Here is a 26,544-nt window from a genome sequence, read left to right as displayed (position 1 = left end):
GCGTCCCGGTGCGGCGGGGCGGGTGCCGTACCGGGCGCGCCGCGCGGCGGGCGCGGTGTCCGCCGAGGTCAGTGAGCGGTGGGGGCGGTGCCGTTGCCGGTGTCCTCGGCGATGCGCTCGTGGTGGCGGATTACCTCGCCGATGATGAAATTCAGGAACTTTTCAGCGAATGCCGGATCGAGTTTGGCGTTCTCGGCGAGTGCGCGCAGGCGTTCGATCTGGCGGGCCTCGCGGTCCGGGTCGGCGGGCGGCAGGTGGTGGGCGGCCTTGAGGTGGCCGACCTGCTGGGTGCACTTGAAGCGTTCGGCGAGCATGTGCACGACGGCCGCGTCGATGTTGTCGATGCTGTCGCGGAGCCGCGCGAGTTCCTGGCGGGCGGCGGCGTCACCGGTTGCGGTGTTGCTGGTGGTCATGGTCGACCACCCTACGTGGGGTGCGGCAGGGGTGCCGGGGGCGGATCACCAGGCGGACCGGGGCGCGTGCGGCGGGGGCGGTCGCGGGGGCGCCCCGTTCGCCCAACGCTTCTACCCTGGTGGGGAGTTGCAGGTTCTGGGGGGGGTGGTGGGCGTGGCGGACGACGGGCCTGTCGTGCACGGGTTCCCGCATCTGGAGACGGTGCGGGCGTCGATCACGGCGCTGTACCGGCGGCTGTCGTACGACACCGTGCACGCCTTCGACGCGAGTGTCGCCCCGGCGGACGTGGCGTTCGCCGACGGGGACGATCTGCATCTGGGGGCGCAGCGGGTGGCGCGGGAGCTGGTGCGGCACTACCGGCTGCCGGAGGCGCGGATGATCGTGGGGTTCCGCGAGATGCGGCACGCGGCGGGTGTCGAACTCGCCGCGGGGCCGGAGTACTTCGTCGAGCTGAACGACCGTTTCCGTACGCACCGGCGGGACATCGGGGCGGCGCTCGCGCACGAGGTGATGCACGTGTACCTGCACCGCCTCGACCTGTCGTTCCCCGGGACGCACGACAACGAGATCCTCACCGACACGGCGGCGGCGTACCTGGGGGCGGGCTGGCTGCTGCTGGACGCGTTCCGGCAGGACGGGGTGTCGTCGCAGAAGCTGGGTTACCTGACGCCGGAGGAGTTCGGGTACGTACTGGCCAAACGGGCGCGGGTGTTCGGGGAGGACCCGTCGGTGTGGTTCACCAGTGCGCAGGCGTACGAGGCGTACGTGGCGGGCAGTGCGCGGGCGCGCCGCGACGAGGAGCAGCCGCCGCTGACGGGAGCGGGCCGGCCGGGCCGGCGCCGGTACGCCCGGGACCGGGGCCGGGCGCGGGCCGGCGGTGGCGGCGGCGGCGGCGGCGGCGGCGGCGGGGCCAACAGCCGGTCGGACGAGGTGCGTTACTCGTTCTCGGCGTCCGACGGGGGCGTGGCGGGCGGGGCGGGGCTGCGGGTGGCGTTCCCGTGCCCGACGTGTCATCAGCGGATCAGGGTGCCGGTGCGCGGGCGGGTGCGGGCGCGGTGCGGGCTGTGCCGCACGGTGCTGGAGTGCGACACGTGAACGGGCCGCGTTCCGGGGCGTGTTGGGCGCCCCGGGCGGCGGCCCGCGCGGTCAGTGGTGGTCGCCGGAGGTGAGTTCGCGGTACTCCTGCGGGGTGGGCTTGGGGACGGCCGCCCCGGGGCCGCCGAGGCTGCGGGAGAGCCGGGCGCGCAGCCGCTGGCCGGGGGTGACGCGCCGCCGTACGCCGTTGTCGTCGACGAGCGGGCCGATCTCGTAGGGGGGCGGCTGTTCGTGCTGGGTGAGGGTGAACAGGGCGCCCTGGGACAGGGGTTCGTGGACCTCGGTGTACTCGCCGTGCGGCATCAGCTTGATCACGCCGGTCTCGCGGCCGTGCAACACCTTGTCGCGGTCGCGGAGTTGGAGTCCGAGGCAGATGCGCCGGGTGACGACGTAGGCGAGGACGGGGACGACGAAGAAACCGATCCGTACGCACCAGGTGATCAGGTTGATGGACAGGTGCAGGTGCGTGGCGACGATGTCGTTGCCGCCGCCGATGAGCAGGACCCCGTAGAGGCTGAGCCAGGCGACGCCGAGGCCGGTGCGGGCGGGGGCGTTGCGGGGGCGGTCGAGGATGTGGTGCTCGCGCTTGTCGCCGGTGATCCACGCCTCGACGAAGGGGTAGACGCCGAGGGCGAGCAGGATCAGCGGGAACAGCAGGAACGGGATGAGCACGCCGAGGACCAGGGTGTGGCCGAAGGCGTTGATCTCCCATCCCGGCATCACGCGGATCAGCCCCTCGGAGAAGCCGAGGTACCAGTCGGGCTGCGCGCCGGTGGTGACGAGGTCGGGCCGGTAGGGGCCGAACGCCCACACGGGGTTGACGCTGGCGATGCCGCCGAGGAGGGCGAGGACGCCGAAGACGAGGAAGAAGAAGCCGCCGGCCTTGGCCATGTAGACGGGCAGGAACGGCATGCCGACCACGGACTTCTCGTCGCGGCCGGGGCCGGGGTACTGGGTGTGCTTGTGGTAGAAGACCAGGATCAGGTGGGCGACGACGAGGCCCAGCATGATCCCGGGCAGCAGCAGGACGTGCACGGGGAACAGCCGGGAGATGATGTCGTGCCCCGGGAACTCGCCGCCGAACAGGAAGAACGACAGGTACGTGCCGATGACCGGGATCGACAGGATCGCGCCGTCGGCGAAGCGGATGCCGGTGCCGGACAGCAGGTCGTCGGGGAGCGAGTAGCCGGTCAGTCCGGTCAGCAGGCCGAGCATGAGCAGGGTCCAGCCGAAGAACCAGTTGACCTCGCGGGGCTTGCGGAAGGCGCCGGTGAAGAAGACGCGCATCATGTGCACGAGCATCCCGGCGAGGAAGACCAGCGCGGCCCAGTGGTGGATCTGCCGGATGAGCAGGCCGCCGCGCACGTCGAAGCTGATGTGCAGGGTGGACTCGTACGCCTTGGTCATGATGACGCCGTTGAGCGGCCCGTACGAGCCGTGGTAGGCGACCTCGGCGCCGCTGGGTTCGAAGAAGAGGGTGAGGTAGACGCCGGTGAGGATCAGGATGATGAAGCTGTACAGGCAGATCTCGCCCAGCATGAAGGACCAGTGGTCCGGGAACACCTTGCGCATGTTGGCCTTGGCGAGGGCGTAGAGGCCGACCCTTCCGTCGGCCCAGTCCGCCAGCCGTTCGCCCTTGCCGGGTTCGGGTCCGCGTTCACGCGTGTCGCTGGGCCCCCGCCCGCGGTCGGGCCCGCGCTCCGAAACCGCCTTGCCGTCAACGCTGCTGACCGTTCGTGCGTCGTCCATGCGCCGCCTCCCCGTTCGATCGTTCCAGGGTGGCACGGGGGCCGGGGCAAGCCAACGGCGGGGTGCGGGTGGAACGCCCAACTCCCCTTGTGTGCGCGCCTGTTGGGGCTGCTGTGACTGCCGGGACCTCGTGCCGACCTCCGGCCCCTCCCCTGTCCGCGCCGCCGGCCGGGAGGGGGCCGGGCCGGCCCCGTGCGCCGTAACCTGTGTGCCATGAAGCGATCCGGTTGCCTCGCCTTCGCGGCTGTTCCCGTACTCGTCACGGCCGCGGTCTACCTCCTCACGCCCGCGCACTCCGACGAGGCCGCCGCCTCGCAGGGCACGTACCAGGCGCCCCGGTCGGGAGAGGACGCGAAGGCGCGGGCCGAGCGGTCGGAGGACGACGAGGTGATCGCGGACCTGCCCGCCGGGCTGGCGGCGCCGAGGAAGAAGGACCTCGCGCAGCAGATCGTGGCGAGCGCCGAGAACTCCACGCTGGACTGGCGCAGCGCCTACGGCTACATCGAGGACATCGGGGACGGGCAGGGCTACACGGCCGGCATCATCGGCTTCTGCACCGGCACGCACGACCTGCTGACCCTGGTGCAGCGGTACACCGACGAGCACCCCGCCAACGGTCTCGCCCGCTATCTGCCGGCGCTGCGCGAGGTCGACGGCACGGACTCCCACGCGGGCCTTGACCCGCACTTCACCGGCGCGTGGAAGGCGGAGGCGAAGGTCCCGGCGTTCCGCACGGCCCAGGACAAGGAGCGGGACCGCGTCTACTTCGACCCGGCGGTGCGCCTGGCGAAGCTGGACGGCCTGGGCACGCTGGGCCAGTTCATCTACTACGACGCGATGGTCTTCCACGGCCCCGGCACCGACCCGAACGGCTTCTACGGCCTGCGCGAGAAGGCGCTGAAGGAGGCGAACTCCCCTTCCCAGGGCGGCAAGGAGAAGCAGTTCCTTGACGTCTTCCTCGACGTCCGCCGCAATGCGATGCGCGCGAAGAACCCGCACATCGACACGTCCCGCATCGACACGGCCCAGCGGCAGTTCCTGTACGACGGCAACCTGGACCTGCGGACACCGCTGGTGTGGAAGGTGTACGGGGAGACGTACAAGGTGGCGTGACGCCGCCCCCCGCCGCCGCCGCGTCGCCGCCCGGCCGCGCACACGACAGCGCCCGCCCGTGTCCGGTCGGGGACTGGGGCAGGCGCCGTCTCGTGTTCCGTACGCCGTTGTACGGGACAGTCGTGGGGGCGGCCGATTGGAGGCCGCCCGGGGTGGGTCAGACCATCAGGGAGCGGTCCGTCGGGCGGATCGGGGCGGGCAGGGTGCTGGCGCCCGCGAGGAAGCGGTCGACGCCGCGGGCGGCCGAGCGGCCCTCCGCGATGGCCCACACGATGAGGGACTGGCCGCGGCCGGCGTCACCGGCGACGTACACGCCGGGGACGTTGGTCTGGAAGTCGGCGTCGCGGGTGATGTTGCCGCGCTCGTCGAGGTCCAGGCCGAACTGCTCGACGAGGCCGTTCTCCTTGTCGGGGCCGACGAAGCCCATGGCCAGGGTGACGAGCTGGGCGGGGATGCTGCGCTCGGTGCCCGGCTTCGGGGTCAGGCGGCCCTCGACGAACTCGACCTCGACGAGGTGCAGCGACTGGACGTTGCCCTCCTCGTCGCCCTCGAAGTGGGTGGTGTTGACGGAGTAGACCCGCTCGCCGCCCTCCTCGTGCGCGGAGGTGACCTTGTAGAGCATGGGGAAGGTCGGCCAGGGCTGGTTGTCGTTCCGCTCCTCGCCGGGGCGGGGCATGATCTCCAGCTGGGTGACGGACGCGGCGCCCTGGCGGTGGGCGGTGCCCACGCAGTCGGCGCCGGTGTCGCCGCCGCCGATGACGACGACGTGCTTGCCCTCGGCGGAGATCGGGGAGGTGACGAAGTCGCCCTCCTGGACCTTGTTCGACAGGGGCAGGTACTCCATCGCCTGGTAGACGCCCTTGAGTTCACGGCCGGGGACCGGCAGGTCGCGGGCGGTGGTGGAGCCGGCGGCGATGACCACGGCGTCGTAGCGCTTGCGCAGGTCGGTCGCCTTGATGTCGCGGCCGACCTCGACGCCGGTACGGAAGCGGGTGCCCTCGGCGCGCATCTGCTCTATGCGCCGGTTGATGTGCCGCTTCTCCATCTTGAACTCGGGGATGCCGTAGCGCAGCAGGCCGCCGATGCGGTCGGCGCGCTCGTACACGGCGACGGTGTGGCCGGCCCGGGTGAGCTGCTGGGCGGCGGCGAGTCCGGCGGGGCCGGAGCCGACGACGGCGACGGTCTTGCCGGAGAGGCGCTCGGGCACCTGCGGGGCGACGTCACCGGTCTCCCACGCCTTGTCGATGATGGAGACCTCGACGTTCTTGATGGTGACGGGCGCCTGGTTGATGCCGAGGACGCACGCCGACTCGCACGGGGCGGGGCACAGCCGGCCGGTGAACTCCGGGAAGTTGTTCGTGGCGTGCAGCCGCTCGGAGGCGGCGGCCCAGTCCTGGCGGTAGGCGTAGTCGTTCCACTCGGGGATCAGGTTTCCGAGCGGACAGCCGTTGTGGCAGAACGGGATGCCGCAGTCCATGCAGCGGCTGGCCTGCTTGCTGATGATGGGCAGCAGCGAGCCGGGAACGTAGACCTCGTTCCAGTCGCGGACGCGCTCGGGGACCGGGCGGGTCGTGGCGACCTCGCGCTCGTGGGTGAGAAAGCCCTTGGGATCAGCCATTGGTCGCCGCCTCCATCATCTTCTCGGTGATCTCGGCCTCGGTGAGGCCGGCCCGCTCGGCGGCGTCCTTGGCGGCGAGCACTGCCTTGTACGTACTGGGGATGATCTTCGTGAAGCGCTCGACGGCGGTGTCCCACTCGGCGAGCAGCTTGCCCGCGACCGTGGAGCCCGTCTCCTCCTGGTGGCGGCGCACGACGTCGTGCAGCCACTGCCGGTCGGTGTCGTCGAGGGGCTGGATCGCGGTGAGGTTGCCGGGGTTGACGTTGTCGCGGTCGAGGTCGACGACGTAGGCGACGCCGCCGGACATGCCGGCCGCGAAGTTGCGTCCGGTCTCGCCGAGGACGACCGCCTGGCCGCCGGTCATGTACTCGCAGCCGTGGTCGCCGACGCCCTCGGAGACGACGAGCGCGCCGGAGTTGCGCACGCAGAACCGTTCGCCGGTGCGTCCGCGCAGGAACAGTTCGCCGCCGGTGGCGCCGTAGGCGATGGTGTTGCCCGCGATGGTGGAGTACTCGGCGAGGTGGTCGGCGCCCCGGTCGGGACGGACGACGACCCGGCCGCCGGACAGGCCCTTGCCGACGTAGTCGTTGGCGTCGCCCTCCAGGCGCAGCGTGATGCCGCTGGGCAGGAAGGCGCCGAAGGACTGGCCGGCGGACCCGGTGAAGGTGATGTCGATGGTGCCCTCGGGCAGGCCCGCGCCGCCGAACCGCTTGGTGACCTCGTGGCCGAGCATGGTGCCGACCGTGCGGTTGATGTTGCGGATGGCGATCTGGGCGCGCACCGGCTGGGCGTCGGTGGCGCTGGACGCGGCGAGGGCGTCGGCGGCGAGCTTGATCAGCTCGTTGTCGAGTGCCTTCTCCAGGCCGTGGTCCTGCTCGGTGGTGCGGTGCAGGGCGGCGCCGTCGGGCAGGGCGGGGACGTGGAACAGGGGTTCCAGGTCGAGGCCCTGGGCCTTCCAGTGGGTGACCGCGCGGGTCACGTCGAGGGTCTCGGCGTGGCCGACGGCCTCCTCGATGCTGCGGAAGCCCAGTTCGGCGAGGATCTCGCGGACCTCTTCGGCGATGAACTTGAAGAAGTTGACGACGTACTCGGCCTTGCCGGCGAAGCGTTCGCGCAGCACCGGGTTCTGGGTGGCGATGCCGACGGGGCAGGTGTCGAGGTGGCAGACGCGCATCATGACGCAGCCGGAGACGACGAGCGGCGCGGTCGCGAAACCGAACTCCTCGGCGCCCAGCAGCGCGGCGATGACGACGTCGCGGCCGGTCTTGAGCTGGCCGTCGGTCTGCACGACGATGCGGTCGCGCAGCCCGTTGAGCAGCAGCGTCTGCTGGGTCTCGGCGAGGCCGAGCTCCCAGGGGCCGCCCGCGTGCTTCAGCGAGGTCAGCGGGGAGGCGCCGGTGCCGCCGTCGTGGCCGGAGATGAGGACGACGTCGGCGTGCGCCTTGGACACACCGGCGGCGACGGTGCCGACGCCGACCTCGGAGACCAGCTTGACGTGAATGCGCGCCCTGGGGTTGGCGTTCTTCAGGTCGTGGATGAGCTGGGCGAGGTCCTCGATGGAGTAGATGTCGTGGTGCGGGGGCGGGGAGATGAGCCCCACGCCGGGGGTGGAGTGCCGCGTCTTGGCGACCCACGGGTAGACCTTGTGGCCGGGCAGCTGGCCGCCCTCGCCGGGCTTGGCGCCCTGGGCCATCTTGATCTGGATGTCGTCGGCGTTGACGAGGTACTCGCTGGTGACGCCGAAGCGGCCGGAGGCGACCTGCTTGATGCTGGAGCGCCGCGCCGGGTCGTACAGGCGGTCGGCGTCCTCGCCGCCCTCGCCGGTGTTCGACTTGCCGCCGAGCTGGTTCATGGCGATGGCGAGGGTCTCGTGCGCCTCCTTGGAGATGGAGCCGTACGACATGGCGCCGGTGGAGAAGCGCTTGACGATCTCGCTGACCGGCTCGACCTCGTCGATGTCGATCGCGGGGCGGTCCGACGTGAAGTCGAACAGGCCGCGCAGCGTCATCAGGCGCTCGGACTGCTCGTTCACGCGGCCCGTGTACTTCTTGAAGATGTCGTAGCGGGCGGCGCGGGTGGAGTGCTGGAGGCGGAAGACCGTCTCCGGGTCGAACAGGTGCGGCTCGCCCTCGCGGCGCCACTGGTACTCGCCGCCGATCTCCAGGGCGCGGTGCGCCGGGGCGATGCCGGTGGCGGGGTACGCCTTGGCGTGCCGGGCGGCGACCTCCTTGGCGATGACGTCGAGGCCGACGCCGCCGATCTTGGTGGCGGTGCCGTTGAAGTACTTCTCCACGAAGGCGGTGTCGAGGCCGACGGCCTCGAAGACCTGGGCGCCGCGGTAGGAGGCGACGGTGGAGATGCCCATCTTGGACATGACCTTGAGGACGCCCTTGCCGAGGGCGTAGATCAGGTTGCGGATGGCCTGTTCGGGCTCCATGCCCGGCAGGAAGGTGCCCGCGTGGACGAGGTCCTCGACGGACTCCATCGCGAGGTACGGGTTGACGGCGGCGGCGCCGAACCCGATGAGCAGGGCGACGTGGTGGACCTCGCGGACGTCGCCGGCCTCGACCAGCAGGCCCACCTGGGTGCGCTGCTTGGTGCGGATGAGGTGGTGGTGGACGGCCGCGGTGAGCAGCAGCGACGGGATCGGCGCGTGCTCGGCGTCGGAGTGCCGGTCGGACAGGACGATGAGGCGGGCGCCGTTCTCTATGGCGGCGTCGGCCTCGGAGCAGATCTCGTCGATGCGGGCGGCCAGGGACTCGCCGCCGCCGCCGACCCGGTAGAGACCGGAGAGGGTGGCGGCCTTGAAGCCCGGCATGTCGCCGTCGGCGTTGATGTGGATGAGCTTGGCGAGCTCGTCGTTGTCGATGACCGGGAAGGGCAGCACGACGCTGCGACAGGAGGCCGCCGACGGGTCGAGGAGGTTGCCCTGGGGGCCCAGCGCGGAGCGCAGGGAGGTGACCAGTTCCTCGCGGATCGCGTCCAGCGGCGGGTTGGTGACCTGGGCGAAGAGCTGGGTGAAGTAGTCGAACAGCAGCCGCGGGCGCTGCGAGAGCGCGGCGATGGGCGAGTCGGTGCCCATGGAGCCGATGGGCTCGGCGGCGGCCTTCGCCATCGGCGCGAGCAGGACGCGCAGTTCCTCCTCGGTGTAGCCGAAGGTCTGCTGGCGGCGGGTGACCGAGGCGTGGGTGTGGGCGATGTGCTCGCGCTCGGGCAGGTCGCCCAGCTCGATCTCGCCGGCCTCCAGCCACTCCTGGTACGGGTTCTCGGCGGCGAGCGCGGCCTTGACCTCGTCGTCCTCGATGATGCGGTGCTCGGCGGTGTCCACGAGGAACATGCGGCCGGGCTGGAGGCGGCCCTTGCGGACGACCTTCGCGGGGTCGATGTCGAGGACGCCGACCTCGGAGCCGAGGACGACGAGGCCCTCGTCGGTGACCCAGTAGCGGCCGGGGCGCAGGCCGTTGCGGTCGAGGACCGCGCCGACCTGGGTGCCGTCGGTGAAGGTGACGCAGGCGGGGCCGTCCCAGGGCTCCATCTGCGTGGAGTGGAACTGGTAGAACGCGCGGCGGGCCGGGTCCATGGAGGCGTGGTTCTCCCAGGCCTCCGGGATCATCATCAGCACGGAGTGCGGCAGGGAGCGTCCGCCGAGGTGGAGCAGTTCCAGGACCTCGTCGAAGGACGCGGAGTCGGAGGCGTCCGGGGTGCAGACGGGGAAGATCCGCTCCAGCTTGTCCTGCGGGCCGAGCAGGTCGGAGTAGAGCTGCGACTCGCGGGCACGCATCCAGTTGCGGTTGCCCTTGACGGTGTTGATCTCACCGTTGTGGGCGACGAACCGGTAGGGGTGGGCGAGCGGCCAGCTCGGGAAGGTGTTGGTGGAGAACCGGGAGTGCACGAGCGCGATCGCGGAGGCGAAACGGCGGTCGGACAGGTCCGGGAAGAAGGGTTCGAGCTGGCCGGTGGTCAGCATGCCCTTGTAGACGATCGTGCGCGCGGACAGCGACGGGAAGTACACGCCGGCCTCGCGCTCGGCGCGCTTGCGCAGCATGAAGGCGCGGCGGTCGAGGTCGATGCCGGTGGACACGCCGTCGGTGACGAAGATCTGCCGGAAGACGGGCATCGTCGAGCGGGCGGTGGCGCCGAGCAGCTCGGGGGCGACGGGGACGTCGCGCCAGCCGAGGACGGTCAGGCCCTGGTCCGCGGCGATCGTCTCGATGCGCGAGACGGCGCCGTCGGTGTCGTCCTCGGGGAGGAAGGCGATGCCGACCGCGTAGCCGCCGGCCGCGGGGAGGTCGAATCCGGCCACCTCGCGGAAGAAGCCGTCGGGGACCTGGGAGAGGATGCCCGCGCCGTCGCCGGAGTCGGGCTCGGAGCCGGTGGCGCCGCGGTGTTCCAGGTTGCGCAGCACGGTGAGTGCCTGCTGGACCAGCGCGTGGCGCGCCTCGCCGGTGAGGGTGGCGACGAAGCCGACGCCGCAGGCGTCGTGCTCGTTGCGGGGGTCGTACATACCCTGCGCAGCAGGGCGAGCATCCATGAAGGACCAGTTTCGGCCGTTCGTGGAGTGCTGGGACGGCTGGCGCGGCGTACGCATCGGCTCTCCCGTCGTCGTCAGGTGGCTGGGGGACCCTCCCGGGCTCGGAAGGGCTCCGGGGGGTGCGGTTGCCGAGGGACGACGCTGGCCCTCATGCGAAGGTGCAAAATTTCGTGCAGGTTACATGATGGGACGATTCTCAGGAAGTGAAAATTGCGTTCCATCATGCGGACACCGCGGGGTTGCTGAGGGTGGCGCGTTCGGCGGTGGTGCGTCAAGGGGGGCGCAAGCGGACAGATCGTTGTCCGCCGGCCCGGGGGCGGGGGGAAGCGTCGCCTTTCACCCCCGCGGAGTGCCGTGGGCATCATTGCCCACAGTGCTTACGGGTCATGCCCGCTGGTTAAGCGTTCGAAACCAGCGGGTAACGGCTACTTATGCAGACCCCTGCATAAGTGCTCGGCGGCTATCCTACGGCCGTCCCGAACAGAACGCCGAGGACGTACGTCACACCCGCCGCGGCACCGCCCAGCGCGAGCTGCCGCAGCCCGCTGAACCACCAGCTCCGCGCGGTCACCCTGGCCACCACCGCACCGCAGCCGAACAGTCCGACGAGGGCGAGCAGCAGGGCCGGCCACAGCACGGACGCGCCGAGCAGGTAGGGCAGCAGCGGAAGCAGCGCGCCGAGGGCGAACGACCCGAACGACGACACCGCCGCGACCAGGGGCGACGGCAGGTCGCCGGGGTCGACGCCCAGTTCCTCGCGGGCGTGTATCTCCAGCGCCACCTCGGGGTCCCGGGAGAGCTGGGCGGCGACCTCGCGGGCGAGCGGGGCGTCGACGCCGCGGGCCTCGTAGAGCGCGGCGAGCTCGGCCTCCTCGTCCAGCGGGTGCTTGCGCAGCTCCCGGCGCTCCACCTCCAGCTCGGCCTCGACGAGTTCGCGCTGCGAGGCGACGGAGGTGTACTCGCCCGCCGCCATGGAGAACGCGCCCGCGGCCAGGCCCGCGAGCCCGGTGAGGATGATGCCGGAGCGGCCGACCGAGCCGCCGGCGACGCCGGTCATCAGGGCCAGGTTGGACACCAGGCCGTCCATGGCGCCGAACACGGCGGGGCGCAGCCAGCCCCCGGTGACGTCGCGGTGGGTGTGGTTGTCGCGGTGCGCCTCGTGGAGCGCCGCCTCGGTCTCGATGATCGCCATGCTGTCGCTTCCCCGAATTCTTAGCGTGCGGAACGGGTGCGCGCGCAGCACGCGACCGGCCGCCGGTTCCGTCCCGGAACCCCTTGTCTGGACTGGTTCTATTCTTCGACAACAAACAAGATACGTCCGCTCATTCCGCTCCGCCAGCAAGGAAAGGCTCCGCTAACCTGCACGTTTACCGGCTACCGCTCATACGAGTGCAGCCCCGCACGGATGTCGACCGGGTGACTCTGCGGCGCGGCGGGCTGCGCCGGGCGCCGTACCGGGGACAGTTCCGCAAAGGGTTTCGCGGCTCGCGGGGTTTCTGGCCCGGGGCCTCGCTCCCCGAGAGGAGAACGGCGTATGGCACCGACCGTCCGCATCCCCCGCACCCCGCCCGCCGGGAACACCGCCGACCTGCGCGAACGGGCCCGCGGCGCCCTGCTCGGCCTCGCCGTCGGCGACGCGCTCGGGGCGCCCGCGGAGAACATGAAGCCGTCCGAGATCCGCGCCCGCTGGGGCCGCATCACCGGGTACGTCGTCGAGCACCCGGCCGGCACGGACGACACCGAGTACGCCATCTTCTCGGGGCTCCTCCTCGCCCGGCACGGCTCCGCGCTCACCCCCGCCCACGTCGAGGCGGCCTGGCACGAGTGGATCGCCGACCGCGACGAGGGCCCCTTCCGCGGTGCCGGGTTCAGCGAGCGGGGCACCCTGGAGAACCTGCGCCGCGGTCTCGCCGCCCCCATCTCCGCCCAGCACCGGCACGCCTGGAGCGACGGCCTCGCGATGCGGGCCGCGCCGTTCGGCGTGTTCGCGGCGGGCCGGCCGGCGGAGGCGGCACGGCTGGTGGCCGTCGACGGCTCGGTCAGCCACGAGGGCGAGGGCATCTGGGGCGGCCAGGCGGTCGCCGCCGGGGTCGCCGCCGCGATGGCCGGAGCGCCCCCGATCGCGGTCGTGGCCGCCGCGCTCGCCGTCGTCCCCGACGACTCGTGGACGGCACGCTCGCTGCGCCGCGCGGTGGCCGCCGCCCATCGCGGCGAACGCGCGGTCCGCTCCGCGGTGGTCGTCGGCGGCTACCCCTGGACCGACCTCGCCCCTGAGGCCGTCGCCCTCGCCTTCGGCGCGTACGCGGCGGCCGAGGGCGACTTCGAGGGCGCCGTCCTGACCGCCGTGAACATGGGCCGCGACGCCGACACCACGGCGGCCGTCGCGGGCGCGCTCGCCGGGGCGACCCGGGGCGAGGCAGCCGTCCCCGAGGCATGGGCGGCGGCGATCGGCCCGGCCCGCGGCAGCTGCCTGCCGGCCATGGCGGGACATCACGTACTGGACGTGGCGGATCTGCTCGTCGCCAACTCGGCAGGTCGGGGACGGGAGTTGGAGGCGGCGGACATCACCGCCGGGGCGGACCCGGCGGCGGTGACGTGCCCGGCGCCGGGTGCCGCTACGGCTGCCGTCGCCGGCGGGGTACGGCAGCACGAGTGGCCACTGCCCGGACCGGGGGCGCCGGGCGCACCCGGCGGACCCGCGCTGCTGGAGCAGGCCGCCGCCGCAGCCACGGCTGACGACACGCTCGCCGCGACAACCGGGCCGACGGACGGGCCACACGGGCGGCAGACGCAGGCCGGGCCGGGGACACAGGCCGGACCGGGGGTGCCGGGCGCACTCGGCGGACCCACGCTCCCCGAACCGGCCGCCGCCGCAGCCACGGCTCCCGTCACGCTCGCCGCGACCACCAAGCCGGCGGACGGGCCGGGCGCTCCACCCCAGACGCAGGGCGCACCGGGCAGACCGGGAACGCAAGGCCCACCGCAACCGGCCGGTCCGGCCGGACCGGTCGGGCCGGGGACACGGGCCGCACCCGGCGCACAGGGGGTCCCGGGCGGACCCCTCACGCCGGGCGCACCCGGCGGACCCGGGCAGCCCGGCGGACCCGGGCTGCCCGCCACCGCCGCCGCGCCCGCCGCCATCGCCGCGCCCGCCGCCGTCGTCGCGCGCGCCCTCGCCGCCCGGTCGGGGCGTGGCGACGAGGAGGTGCAGGGATGACGCGCCGTGTCGAGGGGCTGCTGCTCGGGCTGGCCGCCGGGGACGCCGCCGGGTGGCCGGCCGCACGGCACCGGGCCGCGCGGATGCCCGAGTGGACCCGGCGCCTCACGCGCGAGCTGGACACCTTCGCGGAGCAGAACGCGACGACCACCCTGCCCGTGCCGATCGCCCTCAACCAGCCCCCCGAGCCGCTGCGCCTGGGGCCCTCCGACGACGCCGAGTGGGCCGTGTTCGCCGCCGAGGCCGTGCTGCGCGCCGGGGACGACGGTGTGCTCGGCGACCTGAGCCGGGCCCGCCGCACCCGGGCCGCCATCGACCTGACCTGGAACGCCGTCGCGAGCGAGGTGGCCGCCGCGACCGAGCGTGCCCCCGAGGTCGAGTCGGCGGTGCTGCCGCTGCGCGCCCGTATCTCCGTGCGGGCCGGGCTCGGCAACCTCGCCGCCGGTCTGCGTCCGCCCGCCACCGGCCACGACAACCCCCACCACTTCGACGACGCCGCCTGCGTACGGGCCTGCGTGCTCGCCGTCGCCCACCCGGGCGACCCGCACGGCGCCGCCGCGCTCGCCGAGTTCGACGCGCGCTACACCCAGGACGGCGACGGCGTGCACGGCGCCCGCGCGATGGCCGCGGCCCTCGCCCTCGCGCTGGCCGGCGACGACGTCACCGCGTGCGTCGCCGCCGCGCTCGCCGAGCTGCCCGAGGGCACCGAGATCGGACGCAACGCGCGCGAGGCGCTGCGTCTCGCGCGGGACACCGACAGTGCGTTCGCCCTCGTGCCGCTCCTCGAACACCGCATCGTCGACCACGTCTACAGCTACGGGATCGCCGCCGCCGAGACCGTGCCCGTCGCCCTCGCGCTGGCCACCGCCGCCGGCGGCCGCATCGCCGAGGCGGTGCCCGCCGCCGCCTGCCTGTCCCGGGTCGCCGACTCCGCGCCCGCGCTCGCCGGGGCGCTGACCGGCGCGCTCGGCGGCGGCGACGCGATCCCCGCGACCTGGCGCGACGCCTGCCGCACCCTGTCCGGCTGCGCCCTGCCCCGGCTCACCGGCACCGACCTCGTGGAACTCGCCGAACTCCTGGAAGCGGTGCAACCGGCCCTGCCGGGAGGATGATTCGGGGCATGACGCCCGAAGGAGCAGAAACAGCGACAATCACGGAGACGGCGGGGGCCGCGCGGACCGGGACCACCGGGTCCGCGGCGGTCCCGACCCTGGACGAGCGGTTCACCGGCGCCCTGGTGGGGGCGGCGGTCGGGGACGCGCTCGGAGGACCCGTCGAGGGCTACTCCCCCGAGCAGATCCTCGAACGGCACGGCGGCCGGGTGCACGGTGTGGTCGGCCCGTGGAGCGGCGACGACTGGCGCACCGCCCGCCCGCTCGCCCCGTACCACAAGGGCGACGGGCACGTCACCGACGACACCCTCATGACGCACGCGCTGGTCCGCGTGTACACGAAGGTGCGGGACCACCTCGACGCGTACGCCGTGGCCGGGCACCTGGTGCCGGACATGATGACCGAGACCCGCTGGATCCCCGAACTGGAGGCGGAGGCACTGCCGTTGCAGCGTGTCTTCCTCGCCGAGAAGTGGCTCGTGGCCAGGCTGCACTACGGTCACGTCGATCCGCGCGAGGCCGGCGCCGGCAACATCGTCAACTGCGGTGCGGCGATGTACATGGCCCCCGTGGGACTGGTCAACGCGGCCGATCCGCAGGGCGCCTACGCCGAGGCGCTGGACGTGGCCGGTGCCCACCAGTCGTCCTACGGGCGGGAGGCGGCCGGGGTGTTCGCGGCGGCCGTGGCGGCCGCGTGCGTGCCGGGTGCCACCCCGGAGTCGGTGGTGGCGGCGTGCCTCGCGCTCGCCAAGGACGGCACGCGTTCCGCGATCGAGGGGGTCTGCGAAGTCGCGTCCTCCCACACGGAGTTCGAGTCCGCGCTGAAGCCGCTGCGCGAGGCCGTCGCACCGTACGACACCGTGGGGCCCGACTACCGGTCCCCCTCGCTCGGCGCCCGCCGTCCGTCCCGGCTGCATTCCATCGAGGAACTCCCGGTCGCCCTGGGCATGCTGGTGGTCGCGGGCGGCGACTTCCGGCAGGCGGTGCTGGGTTCGGTGAACTACGGCCGGGACTGCGACTCGATCGCGACGATGGCCGGGGCCCTGGCCGGCGCGCTCGGCTCCCCCGTCCCCGCCGCGTGGGAGCGGACGGTGTCCGACGCCAGCCGTCTCGACCTGCGCCGGCCGGCGGTGGCGCTGGCCTCCGTCGCCCGCGAGGTCCACGAGCGGGACGTGCGCCGACGCCGTGCGCACGAGGCCGCGTTCACGGCACTCGGGGGTGCGGCGCCCGCCGCCGGCGCTCCGCGCGCGAGGGTCGTCGTCACGGGCGGCGCCGAACCCTCCGCCGGGGGTGCCGGATGCTCCGTCTGACCTGGGCGCAGCCGGAGGACCTGGTCGGCCACGAGCTGCGGGAGGCCCGGCACGACGGCCGGGACGCGGCCGCCGTCGCGGAGATCGCCGCGCACTGGCGGGCGGTCGGCGGCAGCGAGGCACCGCCCCGCGCGGGGGCCTCCCCGGATCCGGCACCCGACCACCTGCGCACCCTGGCCGGCGAACTGCTCGACCAACTGGCCCTGCTGCCCAACCGGTTGGAGGCGGACGAGCCGACCGACCTGGCCGCGGTCAGGGCCCTGTGCCCCGACTGGCCGGGGCCGTCCGGCCCCCGGGACGCCGGGGCCGGACTCGCGGACCGGCTGGAGGCCGCCTGGCTGGGGCGGGCGGCGGGCTGCCTGCTGGGCAAGCCGGTGGAGAAGCTGCCCCTCGACGGCATCCGCGCGCTGGCCCGCGCCACCGGCAACTGGCCGCTGAACACCTGGTTCACGGCACGCGGCGTACCGCCGGAGCTGCTGGCCGCGCATCCGTGGAACCGGCGCTCGGCGAGCACCTCGCTGGCGGAGAACATCGACGGCATGCCCGAGGACGACGACCTCAACTACCCGTTGTTGAACCTGCTGTTGGTGCGGCGGCACGGCAAGTCGTTCGGCACGGACGACGTGGCGCGCCTCTGGCTGGACGAGCTTCCGGCCGGGCGCGTGTTCACCGCCGAACGGGTCGCCTACCGCAACCTGCTCGCCGGGCTCGAACCCCCGGAGACCGCCCGCCGGCACAACCCGTTCCGGGAGTGGATCGGCGCCCTGATCCGGGCCGACGTGCACGGCTGGACCCATCCCGGCGACCCGGGCGGCGCCGCCGAACGGGCCCACCGCGACGCCGCGCTCACGCACACCGCGAACGGTGTGTACGCGGCGATGTTCGCGGCGGCGGTCATCGCGTGCGCGGCGGGCGGGGCCCCGGACGCGCACGTGTGCCTGCGCGCCGGACTCGCCGTCGTACCGCCCCGCTCCCGGCTGGCGGCGGCGGTCGCACAAGGCATTCAACTGGCTTCGCGCACACGGGACTTCGACGCCGTGGTGGACGCGCTGCACCGCGAGTACGCGGGTTACCACTGGGTGCACGCCGTGCCCAACACCGCGCTGATCGCCGCCGCGCTCACCCACGCCGACGGCGACTTCACCGGTTCCGTGTGCCGGGCCGTGTCCGGCGGCTGGGACACCGACTCCAACGGCGCCACCGCCGGCAGCGTGGCCGGTCTGCTCGCGGGGTCGCCCGCCGCCCTGCCCGACCGCTGGACGGCGCCGCTGAAGAACCGGCTGTCGACCTCGGTCGCGGGGTTCGACGGCGTCGGCTTCGACACCCTGGCCCACCTCACCCACCTGGAGGCATGCCGCCCATGACCGACATCGCCGTGCCCGGCGGCACGACCACGGACCTCCTCGGCCGCCCGGCCGCCGGACAGCAACAGGACGGCGGGGGGCCGGAGTTCGGGCCTCGCCGGCCCGGCGCGCGCCGGGCCGGGGGTGGTCCGCGCGCCGTACCGCCGGGCCTCCGCCGTCGCGCCCGCCCTCGCGCGGGGACCGCGGCGGCCGGCCCGTCCGCCGCCACCGCAGGGCGGGCCGCATGACCGCCCCCGGTGCCGCCCCGGCCGGAGGGCCGTCCTCCCCCGGTGCCGCCCCGCCGCTGACCGGACTGCGCGTCCTCGACCTCGCCACGCTCTTCGCCGGGCCTCTCGCCGCCACCCTGCTGGGCGACTTCGGCGCGGAGGTCGTCAAGGTCGAGCACCCGTCCAGGCCCGACCCGTCCCGCGGGCACGGTCCGTCGAAGGACGGCGTGGGCCTGTGGTGGAAGCTGCTGGGCCGCAACAAGCGCGCCATCACCCTCGACCTGTCGAAGCCCGGGGGCCGCGCGACCCTGCTGCGGCTGGCCGCGGACGCCGACGTCGTCGTGGAGAACTTCCGGCCGGGCACCCTGGAGAAATGGGACCTGGGCTGGCCCGAACTGTCCGCCGCCAACCCGAGGTTGGTGCTCGCCCGGGTCACCGGCTTCGGCCAGTTCGGCCCCTACGCGCGCCGCCCCGGGTTCGGCACCCTCGCCGAGGCCATGAGCGGTTTCGCCGCGATCACCGGGGAGCCCGACGGCCCGCCGACGCTGCCGCCGTTCGGCCTCGCGGACTCCATCGCGGGGCTGGCCACGGCGTACGCGGTGATGACGGCGCTCGCCGCGCGGGAGCACACCGGCGCGGGACAGGTCGTCGACATGGCGATCATCGAACCGATCCTGACGGTGCTGGGCCCGCAGCCCGTCTGGTACGACCAGCTCGGCCATGTCCAGCAACGCACCGGCAACCGCTCGCAGAACAACGCGCCGCGCAACACCTACCGTACGGCGGACGGGAGTTGGGTCGCCGTGTCCACGTCGGCGCAGTCGGTCGCCGAGCGGGTGATGCGGCTGGTGGGACGGCCGGAGCTGATCGCGGAGCCGTGGTTCGCGACGGGCGCGGACCGGGCCCGGCACGCGGACGTGCTGGACGCGGCGGTCGGCGACTGGATCGCGGCACGCGGGCGGGACGAGGTGATCGCCGCGTTCGAGAAGGCGGAGGCCGCGATCGCCCCCGTGCAGGACGTGCGGGACGTGATGGAGGACCCGCAGTACGCGGCGCTGGGCACGCTGGCCACCGTCGACGACCCCGAACTGGGGCTGCTGCGCATGCAGAACGTCATGTTCCGGCTCTCCGCGACGCCGGGCGCGATCCGCTGGGCGGGCCGCCCGCACGGCGCCGACACCGACGCCGTGCTCGGTGAACTGGGCCTGACCGAAGCCGAGTTGGCGGCCCTGCGCGCGGAGGGCGCCCTGTGACGGCCGCTCCCCCGCTCACCTGGCTGTACGTGCCCGGTGACCGGCCCGAGGTGGTCGCCAAGGCGCTGTCCGCCGGGGCGGACGTCGTGCTGGTCGACCTGGAGGACGCGGTCGCGCCCGGCCGCAAGGAGTACGCCCGCGCGGCCACCGCCGAGCTGCTCGCCGAGCGGCCGCCGGTCCCGGTGCACGTCCGGGTGAACGCCCTCGACGGCCCGTTCGCGGGTGCCGACCTCGACGCGCTCGCCGCCCGGCCGGGGCTCGCCGGGCTGCGGCTGCCGAAGGTGACGTCGGCCGCGTGTGTGGTGCGGGTCGCGGAACGGGCGGCGCCCGCGGAGGGCGGGGCCGTCCCGCTGTACGCGCTCCTGGAGTCCGCGCTCGGCGTCGAGCGGGCGTACGCGGTGGCGTCGTCGCACGCCTCGCTGCGCGGGATCGCGCTCGGGGAGGCGGACCTGCGGGCCGACCTCGGGGTGCGGGACGACGCGGGCCTGGACTGGTCCCGCTCGCGGGTGGTCGTGGCCGCGCGGGCGGCCGGCCTCGACCCGCCGCCGCAGTCGGTGCACCCCGACGTACGGGACCTGGCGGGACTCGCGGCGTCCTGCGCGCACGGCCGCGCGCTGGGCTTCTGGGGGCGGACCGCGATCCATCCCCGGCAGCTCCCGGTGATCGAACGGGCGTATCTGCCGACGGCGCGGGAGGTCGAGCAGGCCGAGGAGGTACTCGCCGCCGCGGACACCGACCGGGGCGCGCTGGCCCTGGCGGACGGCCGGTTCGTGGACGAGGCGGTGGTCGCCGCGGCCCGCCGCACCCTGTCCCGGACCCGGCGCGGCTGACCCGGGCCACCGGACGGGACGGGCGACGGCAGACGGAAGGGGCACCCGGATCTCTCCGGGTGCCCCTTCCGCCGTACCTTCGCGCGCGACGTCAGCCCTTCTTGGCCGACTCCGCGGTGCCCTTGGCCCCGACGCCGGTCCCGGCGTCGTCGGGCGCGGGGTCGTTGTCGGTCCCGGACGCGGGCTCGGCGTCGGGCGCGGTGCTCACGCTGTCCGCGGGTGCCGCGGGTGCGTCGTCCGCCGCGTCGGCGCCCTTCGCGTCCCCGGGCCCGGCCTCCGCGCCGTCGCCGGTGCCTGCGGCCGTCTTCTCCGTACCGGCGGCGTCCGTCGTGCCCTCGCCGTCCGCCGCGTCCGCCGTGTCCGTCGCGGCGGCGGTGCCGTCGGCCGTCGCCGCGGCCGGCTCCACCACGGTCTCGCGGCCGGGCCGCTTCTTCGCGGAGAGCACCATGTACACGACCGCCAGCACGAACACGATCATGGCGGTCCAGTCGTTCAGCCGGAGCCCCAGGATGTGGTGCGCGTCGTCGACCCGCATGTACTCGATCCAGCCGCGGCCCACGCAGTACGAGGCGACGTACAGCGCGAACGCCCGGCCGTGGCCCAGCTTGAACCGGCGGTCCGCCCAGATCACCAGGAAGCCCACGCCGATGCACCACAGCGACTCGTACAGGAACGTCGGGTGGTAGTAGCCCGGCACACGGCCGTCCGCCGAGGACGTGATGTGCAGGGCCCACGGCACGTGGGTCTCACGTCCGTACAGCTCCTGGTTGAACCAGTTGCCCCAGCGGCCCAGCGCCTGCGCGAAGGCGATGCCGGGCGCGATGGCGTCGGCGTAGGCCGGCAGCGGGATGCCCCGGCGGCGGCAGCCGATCCACGCGCCGAGCGCGCCGAGCGTGATGGCGCCCCAGATGCCGAGACCGCCCTCCCACACCTTGAACGCGTTCACCCAGTCACGGCCGTCGCCGAAGTACAGCTCGTAGTCCGTGATCACGTGGTAGAGGCGCCCGCCGACCAGGCCGAACGGGACCGCCCAGATCGCGATGTCCGCGACCGTGTGCTGTTGTCCCCCGCGGGCGAGCCAGCGCCTGTTGCCGACCCAGACGGCAAGGAAGACGCCGAGAATGATGCAGAACGCGTAGCCGCGCAGCGGAATGGGGCCGAGGTAGAGCACTCCGCGCGACGGGCTGGGAATGTAGGCAAGTTCCATGGCAGGGTCGACGCTACCGTGCCGCGCCCGAACCGGGGCGGGCGGCCCGGCTACGGGTCCATAACGGGCGGCCCCCGCGACCGCCCGCTGTCACGGGGTCGCGGGGGCCGCCCGAGGACGGGGTGGGGCGCCTACTTGTCGGCGGCCTCGACCATCTGCTTCAGCTTGGCCGGGGTCAGCGACTGGTCCCCGTAGATGCTCTTGCCGTTGAGCAGGACGGTCGGGGTGCCGGAGAAGCCGCCCTTCTGGAACGCCTCGTTCGACTTGACCACCCAACTGTCGTGGGTGCCGTCGTTCACGCAGGTGCGGAACGCCGGGGTGTCGAGGCCGTCGACCTTCCCGGCCAGCTCGACGAGCTTCTTGTCGGAGGCGTAGGCGTCGTCGGTCTCCTCGGGCTGGTTCTCGTAGAGGACGTCGTGGTAGGCGCGGAACTTCCCGGCGTCCTGCGCGCAGGCCGCCGCGTTCGCCGCGTGCCGGGAGCCGCTGCCGCCGAGGTTGCCGTCGATGATCGTCGCCAGGTGGTACTGGACCTTGAGCTGTCCGGCGTCGACCAGCTGGTTGATCGCGGGGCGGTACGTCGTCTCGAAGGCCTTGCAGGCCGGGCAGCGGAAGTCCTCCCAGACCGTGAGCGTGGACTTGGCGCTCTCCTTGCCGACCGGGATGGCGAGGCTGTCCTGCCCGTTGGCGCCCGAGGGCGCCGCGACCGGGCCGGAGCTGTCGCCGCCGCTGTCCTTGCCGGCGTTCGCGGCGACGACGCCGACCACCGCCGCGAGTCCCAGCACGACGACGACGCTCGCGCCGATGATCAGCGTGCGCCGCCGCTTGGCCGCGGCCTTCTGCTTGTCGCGCTCGTCCGCCAGCCGCTCGCGGGCGGTGCGCTTTCCGTCACGGTTCTTCTCGCTCACACCCGCAGAACGACCCGGGGCGGCCGACTGCGCCTCCCCGGCGCCAGGTCCACCCGTACGAGCGACGGACGGTCACGTTCCGCGAACGGCCGCCCGGTGGGCGGCCGTTCGCGGCTGCTCGCTACGCCCGGCCGCGCACGCCCCGGGCCAGCGCGCCCGCGAGGGTGCGGACGCCCTCGACGCCGGCGGCGTGGTCGGGGGCGTCGAGCATGGCCTTGACGAACGCCGAGCCGACGATGACACCGTCGGCGAAGCCGGCCACCTCCGCGGCCTGGGCCGGGTTGGAGACGCCGAGTCCGACGCAGACGGGCAGGTCGGTGGTGGCGCGGGTGCGCTCCACCAGCGTCTCGGCCTGCGCGCCGACCGAGGCGCGGGTGCCGGTGACACCCATCAGGGACGCCGCGTAGACGAAGCCGCTGCCCGCCGCGGTGATCTCGGCGAGGCGGGCGTCCTTGCTGCTGGGCGCCACGACGAACACGGTCGCGAGCCCGTGCTTCTCGGCGTGCTCGCGCCAGAGCGCAGACTCCTGCACCGGCAGGTCGGGCAGGATGCACCCGGCGCCACCCGCCTCGGCCAGCTCGGCGGTGAACCGCTCGACGCCGTAGCGGTCGATCGGGTTCCAGTACGTCATGACGAGGACGGGCTTGCCGCTCGCCTCGAACCCCTCGCGGACGGTGCGCAGGACGTCGGCGATACGGACGCCGCCGCGCAGGGCGATGTCGTCGGCGGTCTGGATGACGGGGCCGTCGAGCACCGGGTCGCTGTGCGGCAGGCCCACCTCGACGACGTCGGCGCCGCCGTCGAACACGGCCTTGACCGCGTCGATGCCGCCGTCGACGGTCGGGAAGCCGGCGGGCAGGTACGCGACGAGCGCGGCCCGGCCCTCCGCCTTCGCGGCGGCCAGGGTGTCCTCCAACAGCCGGATGTTGCCGCTCACTTGGCGTCCCCCTCGATCTCCGCGGTGCCCGCGCCGGCGTCGGCGTCGACGGTGGCGTCGGTGTCGTACAGCCCGAAGTACCGGGCGGCGGTGTCCATGTCCTTGTCGCCGCGGCCGGAGAGGTTGACCACGATCAGGCCCTCCGGGCCCAGTTCGCGGCCGACCTCCAGGGCGCCGGCCAGCGCGTGCGCGCTCTCGATGGCCGGGATGATGCCCTCGGTGCGCGACAGCAGCCGCAGTGCCTGCATCGCGTCGTCGTCGGTGACCGCGCGGTACTCGCCGCGGCCGGTGTCCTTGAGGTGGGCGTGCTCGGGTCCGATGCCGGGGTAGTCCAGGCCGGCCGAGATCGAGTACGGCTCGGTGATCTGGCCCTCGTCGTCCTGGAGGACGTAGGAGCGCGACCCGTGCAGGATGCCGGGCTCGCCCGCGGTCAGGGTCGCCGCGTGCTCGCCGCTGGCCAGGCCGTGGCCGGCCGGCTCGCAGCCGACGAGGCGCACGGAGGCGTCCGGGATGAACGCGTGGAACAGGCCGATGGCGTTGGAGCCGCCGCCGACGCAGGCGACGGCCGCGTCGGGCAGCCGTCCGGCGACGTCGAGGATCTGCCGGCGGGCCTCGACGCCGATGACGCGGTGGAAGTCGCGGACCATGGCGGGGAAGGGGTGCGGTCCCGCCACCGTGCCGAACAGGTAGTGCGTGCGGTCGACGTTGGCGACCCAGTCGCGGAACGCCTCGTTGATGGCGTCCTTGAGGGTGCGGCTGCCGGACTTCACGGCGACGACCTCGGCGCCGAGCATCCGCATGCGGGCGACGTTGAGCGCCTGGCGCTCGGTGTCGATCTCGCCCATGTAGACGGTGCATTCGAGGCCGAACAGCGCGCAGGCGGTGGCCGTGGCGACGCCGTGCTGGCCCGCGCCGGTCTCGGCGATGACGCGGGTCTTGCCCATGCGCCGGGTGAGCAGCGCCTGGCCGAGCACGTTGTTGATCTTGTGGGAGCCGGTGTGGTTGAGGTCCTCGCGCTTGAGGAAGACGCGGGCGCCGCCCGCGTGCTCGGCGAACCGGCGCACCTCGGTCAGGGCGCTGGGCCGGCCGGTGTAGTGGACGAGCAGGTCGTCGAGTTCGCGCGCGAACGCGGGGTCGGCCTTCGCCTTGTCGTACTCGACGGCGACCTCGTCCACGGCGGCGACGAGCGCCTCCGGGATGAACTTGCCGCCGTAGGCGCCAAAGTAGCCCTCGGCGGTGGGGACCAGACCGTCGGGGTCGGGGATGAAGTATTCGCTGGGCATGCGTGTGCACCTCGTGGGGCCGGGGCCCCGTGCTGGGTCGGGAGGTCTTCCGGACGGGTCGCGTCGTCGCGTACGCGCGTGCCGTGCCCGCGGACCCGCCCCCGGCCTTGCGGCGCGGGTCGGTCAGGTCCGGTGCGCGGGCGGGCGGTGCGCGTCCGCCCGGGGCCATCGCATGCCGTTGACCTGGCCGGGTTCGTCACCGATGACGTAGCGCACGCGCCGTCCGTGCACCCGGCGCGCGGGCGCCCGGCAGCCGCGCGGCCGGCAGCCGCGCGCGAGGCGGGCGTACGGGTCGCGGAGGGCGGGGGCGGCCGGGGCCGTGGCGGGCGTCATCGCGGGAGACTCTACCGGCGTGCGGGGCGCGCCGGTCAGGGTGTGCGGCCCGCACGCGCGCGTACCGTCCGGGCACGGGCCCGGACGGTACGCGGCGGTGACGGCGGGGCGCACGGCGCGGTCAGCTCCGGCCGTGCCGCAGCGCCGGGTGGGCGCCCGCGGCGACCAGGTCGGAGACCGCGGTGCGGGGGTCGCGGCCGGTGACGAGGGACTCGCCGACGAGAACGGCGTCGGCGCCCGCGTTGGCGTACGCGATCAGGTCGTGCGGGCCGCGCACGCCGGACTCGGCGACGCGGACGATGCCCTCGGGGATCTCCGGGACGACGCGGTCGAAGGTGCCGCGGTCGACCTTGAGGTCCTTGAGGTTGCGGGCGTTGACGCCGATGACCTTGGCGCCCGCCTCCACGGCCCGCTCCACCTCGTCCTCGTCGTGCACCTCGACGAGCGGGGTGAGCCCGATGGACTCGGCGCGCTCGATCAGGGACTCCAGGGCGGGCTGGTCCAGGGCGGCGACGATCAGCAGGGCGAGGTCCGCGCCGTACGCGCGTGCCTCCCAGAGCTGGTACGAGGTGACGATGAAGTCCTTGCGCAGGACCGGGATGTCCACCCGGGCGCGGACGGCCTCCAGGTCGGCGAGCGAACCGCCGAAGCGGCGCTGCTCGGTCAGCACGGAGATGACGGCGGCGCCGCCCGCCTCGTAGTCGGCGGCGAGGGCGGCGGGGTCGGCGATCGCGGCGAGCGCGCCCTTGGACGGGCTGGAGCGCTTGACCTCGCAGATCACCTTGACGTCCTCGCCGCGCAGCGCGGCGAGCCCGTCCTTCGGCGAGGGGGCCTTGGCGGCGCGCTCCTTGAGTTCGTCGAGGCTGACGCGCGCCTGCCGCTCCGCGAGGTCGGCACGGACTCCGTCGATGATCTCGTCGAGCACACTCACGCGAGCGGCCCCCTTTCGGGCGGTGGGCTTGTGGTGCGGTCCGCCGCGGCGTCCTCGCTGCGGCGGCCCTGCTGGGGACACCGGGGCGCCGGGCAGACGTAACCGGTGGTCACTGCGATGGTATCCGCCCCCGGGCGAACCCCTCGCATCCGCCCCGCGAGGTCCCAATAACTGGACAGGACGAGTTGATCAAGGGTGGAGCCAGCCACCGAACGGCAGGTTCCGGACAACGGTGAAGACCAGCAGCAGGGCGCCCAGGCTCCACAGGGCGGCGCGGCCGGGCGGTGCGAGCGGCGGACGGCCACGGACGGCGCGCACCACCCAGAGCGTCCACACGACGGCGAGCGCGAGGAAACCGGCCACGGCTAGCGCGTTGTCCCGGAGGGCGGCGGCGAGGTCGCCGTGCACGAGGGCGTGGGCGCACCGCAGGCCGCCGCAGCCGGGGCAGTACAGGCCGGTGAAGCGCAGCAGGGGGCACACCGGATAGTGGCCGGGGGTGTTGGGGTCGACGGCGCCGACGTACGCGAAGGCGGCGGCCACGGCGGCGAGGAGGCCGGCCGGGACGGCGAGGCGTCCGAGGGCGCTCGCGGGCTGCTGCCCGGCCGGGGGCTGCCGGTACTGCGGAACGGGGCGGCTGTCGGCGTTCACGCCTCGCATTGTGCCCCGCACGGGCCGTACGCGCGCGTGCGGGCCGGCCGCGAGCAGGGAATCGACTGTGGCACCGCGCCCCGGGCCGTACGCGCGCGTGCGGGCCGGCCGCCGTGCCGCCCGGTACGCGCGTGAGGGGCGCCCCCGGTCAGGAAACGGGTCCTGGATCCGGGTCGCCCCCGCGTGCGCCCGCCGTCCGGCGGGCGGGTGGATCAGCTCTCGGCGCCGGCCGGTTCGCGCTTGCCCGCGACTTGGTGCGCGGGGTGCGTGACCGCGGACTGGCCCATGCCCATGGCGCGCATGATGCCGCCGACCGCCGCGCCGATGAGGATGATCGCCATACCGGCCCAGAAGCCCGCCGGCTCCGCCATCACCATGAAGGCTCCCGCGACGCAGAAACCGACGAAGGCGATGATGACACCGGTCCAGGCGGCCGGGGTGTGACCGTGGCTGCTGCCCGACATGACTGTTGCTCCTCGTTGCTGTGT

General features: G+C 73.8%; 20 protein-coding genes and 1 pseudogene. 8 read left to right on the top strand and 13 right to left on the bottom strand.

Translation table 11 applies throughout. The annotated features are described in order from the left end of the window. Positions 1–68 precede the first annotated feature (68 nt). Positions 69–413 (bottom strand): chorismate mutase, encoded by a 345-nt coding sequence (locus tag ACFZA0_RS04505; RefSeq protein ID WP_391011063.1) that lies wholly within the window; start codon positions 411–413, stop codon positions 69–71. A gap of 154 nt (positions 414–567) precedes the next feature. Here ACFZA0_RS04505 and ACFZA0_RS04500 point away from each other — a divergent pair, with 154 nt between their 5' ends. Further along, entirely contained in the window at positions 568–1,509 is a 942-nt protein-coding gene (locus ACFZA0_RS04500) for a hypothetical protein (protein WP_391011061.1), read from the top strand. 51 nt (positions 1,510–1,560) lie between these two features. Here the strand turns inward: ACFZA0_RS04500 and ACFZA0_RS04495 are convergent, their stop codons facing one another. Continuing rightward, complete coding sequence (locus ACFZA0_RS04495) at positions 1,561–3,258, bottom strand: cytochrome b N-terminal domain-containing protein (RefSeq protein ID WP_391011059.1); 1,698 nt, start codon at positions 3,256–3,258, stop codon at positions 1,561–1,563. Between the two features lie 213 nt (positions 3,259–3,471). Here ACFZA0_RS04495 and ACFZA0_RS04490 point away from each other — a divergent pair, with 213 nt between their 5' ends. Next, positions 3,472–4,371: a chitosanase gene (locus ACFZA0_RS04490; protein ID WP_391011057.1), complete on the top strand. Its 900-nt coding sequence runs from the start codon at positions 3,472–3,474 to the stop codon at positions 4,369–4,371. A gap of 157 nt (positions 4,372–4,528) precedes the next feature. Here the strand turns inward: ACFZA0_RS04490 and ACFZA0_RS04485 are convergent, their stop codons facing one another. The 3 genes from ACFZA0_RS04485 to ACFZA0_RS04475 all read right to left on the bottom strand — a co-directional run bounded on the left by ACFZA0_RS04485 (position 4,529) and on the right by ACFZA0_RS04475 (position 11,712). Next, positions 4,529–5,989, bottom strand: coding sequence for a glutamate synthase small subunit (locus ACFZA0_RS04485; protein ID WP_391011054.1), 1,461 nt, complete (start codon positions 5,987–5,989; stop codon positions 4,529–4,531). After that, positions 5,982–10,577, bottom strand: a complete 4,596-nt coding sequence (gltB, locus tag ACFZA0_RS04480) for a glutamate synthase large subunit (RefSeq protein WP_391011051.1) — start codon at positions 10,575–10,577, stop codon at positions 5,982–5,984. Before gltB ends, ACFZA0_RS04485 begins: the two co-directional genes overlap by 8 nt. A 403-nt stretch (positions 10,578–10,980) precedes the next feature. Next, positions 10,981–11,712: a VIT1/CCC1 transporter family protein gene (locus tag ACFZA0_RS04475; RefSeq protein WP_391011048.1), complete on the bottom strand. Its 732-nt coding sequence runs from the start codon at positions 11,710–11,712 to the stop codon at positions 10,981–10,983. A gap of 342 nt (positions 11,713–12,054) precedes the next feature. On the opposite strand from ACFZA0_RS04475, the pseudogene ACFZA0_RS04470 reads away from it, so the two are divergent. From ACFZA0_RS04470 to ACFZA0_RS04445, 6 genes and pseudogenes are all read left to right on the top strand, one after another. Then, a pseudogene (locus tag ACFZA0_RS04470) lies at positions 12,055–13,042 on the top strand (ADP-ribosylglycohydrolase family protein); the annotation flags it as partial. Between the two features lie 691 nt (positions 13,043–13,733). After that, entirely contained in the window at positions 13,734–14,849 is a 1,116-nt protein-coding gene (locus ACFZA0_RS04465) for an ADP-ribosylglycohydrolase family protein (RefSeq protein WP_391011046.1), read from the top strand. Positions 14,850–14,857: 8 nt separating this feature from the next. Continuing rightward, positions 14,858–16,159: an ADP-ribosylglycohydrolase family protein gene (locus ACFZA0_RS04460; protein ID WP_391011043.1), complete on the top strand. Its 1,302-nt coding sequence runs from the start codon at positions 14,858–14,860 to the stop codon at positions 16,157–16,159. After that, positions 16,147–17,523 (top strand): ADP-ribosylglycohydrolase family protein, encoded by a 1,377-nt coding sequence (locus tag ACFZA0_RS04455; RefSeq protein WP_391011041.1) that lies wholly within the window; start codon positions 16,147–16,149, stop codon positions 17,521–17,523. The genes ACFZA0_RS04460 and ACFZA0_RS04455 overlap by 13 nt, the downstream gene beginning before the upstream one ends. A gap of 223 nt (positions 17,524–17,746) precedes the next feature. Then, entirely contained in the window at positions 17,747–18,982 is a 1,236-nt protein-coding gene (locus ACFZA0_RS04450) for a CoA transferase (protein WP_391011038.1), read from the top strand. Then, on the top strand, positions 18,979–19,812 hold the full coding sequence (locus tag ACFZA0_RS04445) for an aldolase/citrate lyase family protein (RefSeq protein WP_391011035.1): 834 nt from the start codon (positions 18,979–18,981) through the stop codon (positions 19,810–19,812). Before ACFZA0_RS04450 ends, ACFZA0_RS04445 begins: the two co-directional genes overlap by 4 nt. A gap of 91 nt (positions 19,813–19,903) precedes the next feature. Here the strand turns inward: ACFZA0_RS04445 and lgt are convergent, their stop codons facing one another. The 8 genes from lgt to ACFZA0_RS04405 all read right to left on the bottom strand — a co-directional run bounded on the left by lgt (position 19,904) and on the right by ACFZA0_RS04405 (position 26,520). Then, positions 19,904–21,019, bottom strand: coding sequence for a prolipoprotein diacylglyceryl transferase (lgt, locus tag ACFZA0_RS04440; RefSeq protein WP_391011032.1), 1,116 nt, complete (start codon positions 21,017–21,019; stop codon positions 19,904–19,906). Positions 21,020–21,150: 131 nt separating this feature from the next. Continuing rightward, the gene (locus tag ACFZA0_RS04435) at positions 21,151–21,924 is read right to left on the bottom strand and encodes a thioredoxin domain-containing protein (protein ID WP_391011029.1); all 774 of its coding nucleotides are present in this window, start codon (positions 21,922–21,924) and stop codon (positions 21,151–21,153) included. A 121-nt stretch (positions 21,925–22,045) separates the two neighbouring features. Next, a complete protein-coding gene (gene trpA, locus ACFZA0_RS04430) occupies positions 22,046–22,861 on the bottom strand; it encodes a tryptophan synthase subunit alpha (RefSeq protein WP_391011026.1) in 816 nt (271 codons plus the stop codon). Then, positions 22,858–24,144, bottom strand: a complete 1,287-nt coding sequence (gene trpB / locus ACFZA0_RS04425) for a tryptophan synthase subunit beta (RefSeq protein WP_391011024.1) — start codon at positions 24,142–24,144, stop codon at positions 22,858–22,860. The genes trpA and trpB overlap by 4 nt, the downstream gene beginning before the upstream one ends. Positions 24,145–24,267: 123 nt before the next feature. Then, positions 24,268–24,477 (bottom strand): tryptophan biosynthesis modulator TrpM, encoded by a 210-nt coding sequence (trpM, locus tag ACFZA0_RS04420; RefSeq protein WP_391011021.1) that lies wholly within the window; start codon positions 24,475–24,477, stop codon positions 24,268–24,270. 121 nt (positions 24,478–24,598) lie between these two features. Next, positions 24,599–25,408, bottom strand: a complete 810-nt coding sequence (gene trpC, locus ACFZA0_RS04415; protein ID WP_391011018.1) for an indole-3-glycerol phosphate synthase TrpC — start codon at positions 25,406–25,408, stop codon at positions 24,599–24,601. A gap of 189 nt (positions 25,409–25,597) precedes the next feature. Beyond that, a complete protein-coding gene (locus tag ACFZA0_RS04410; RefSeq protein WP_391011015.1) occupies positions 25,598–26,065 on the bottom strand; it encodes a DUF2752 domain-containing protein in 468 nt (155 codons plus the stop codon). Positions 26,066–26,268: 203 nt separating this feature from the next. Continuing rightward, the gene (locus ACFZA0_RS04405) at positions 26,269–26,520 is read right to left on the bottom strand and encodes an HGxxPAAW family protein (RefSeq protein ID WP_391011012.1); all 252 of its coding nucleotides are present in this window, start codon (positions 26,518–26,520) and stop codon (positions 26,269–26,271) included. Positions 26,521–26,544 lie beyond the last annotated feature (24 nt).

This window comes from Streptomyces sp. NPDC008150, assembly GCF_042956945.1.
Taxonomy (GTDB): Bacteria; Actinomycetota; Actinomycetes; order Streptomycetales; family Streptomycetaceae; genus Streptomyces.
The sequence above is the reverse complement of the archived record's forward strand: the minus strand, read 5'-3'. Positions and strand labels throughout refer to the sequence as shown.

Bases quoted from the DNA above. Each gene is read 5' to 3' on its own strand.
- ACFZA0_RS04505 (WP_391011063.1), bottom strand. From the start codon at position 413: ATGACCACCAGCAACACCGCAACCGGTGACGCCGCCGCCCGCCAGGAA.
- ACFZA0_RS04495 (WP_391011059.1), bottom strand. From the start codon at position 3,258: ATGGACGACGCACGAACGGTCAGCAGCGTTGACGGCAAGGCGGTTTCG.
- ACFZA0_RS04490 (WP_391011057.1), top strand. From the start codon at position 3,472: ATGAAGCGATCCGGTTGCCTCGCCTTCGCGGCTGTTCCCGTACTCGTC.
- ACFZA0_RS04485 (WP_391011054.1), bottom strand. From the start codon at position 5,989: ATGGCTGATCCCAAGGGCTTTCTCACCCACGAGCGCGAGGTCGCCACG.
- gltB (WP_391011051.1), bottom strand. From the start codon at position 10,577: ATGCGTACGCCGCGCCAGCCGTCCCAGCACTCCACGAACGGCCGAAAC.
- ACFZA0_RS04475 (WP_391011048.1), bottom strand. From the start codon at position 11,712: ATGGCGATCATCGAGACCGAGGCGGCGCTCCACGAGGCGCACCGCGAC.
- ACFZA0_RS04465 (WP_391011046.1), top strand. From the start codon at position 13,734: ATGACGCGCCGTGTCGAGGGGCTGCTGCTCGGGCTGGCCGCCGGGGAC.
- ACFZA0_RS04460 (WP_391011043.1), top strand. From the start codon at position 14,858: ATGACGCCCGAAGGAGCAGAAACAGCGACAATCACGGAGACGGCGGGG.
- ACFZA0_RS04455 (WP_391011041.1), top strand. From the start codon at position 16,147: ATGCTCCGTCTGACCTGGGCGCAGCCGGAGGACCTGGTCGGCCACGAG.
- ACFZA0_RS04450 (WP_391011038.1), top strand. From the start codon at position 17,747: ATGACCGCCCCCGGTGCCGCCCCGGCCGGAGGGCCGTCCTCCCCCGGT.
- lgt (WP_391011032.1), bottom strand. From the start codon at position 21,019: ATGGAACTTGCCTACATTCCCAGCCCGTCGCGCGGAGTGCTCTACCTC.
- trpB (WP_391011024.1), bottom strand. From the start codon at position 24,144: ATGCCCAGCGAATACTTCATCCCCGACCCCGACGGTCTGGTCCCCACC.
- trpM (WP_391011021.1), bottom strand. From the start codon at position 24,477: ATGACGCCCGCCACGGCCCCGGCCGCCCCCGCCCTCCGCGACCCGTAC.
- ACFZA0_RS04410 (WP_391011015.1), bottom strand. From the start codon at position 26,065: ATGCGAGGCGTGAACGCCGACAGCCGCCCCGTTCCGCAGTACCGGCAG.
- ACFZA0_RS04405 (WP_391011012.1), bottom strand. From the start codon at position 26,520: ATGTCGGGCAGCAGCCACGGTCACACCCCGGCCGCCTGGACCGGTGTC.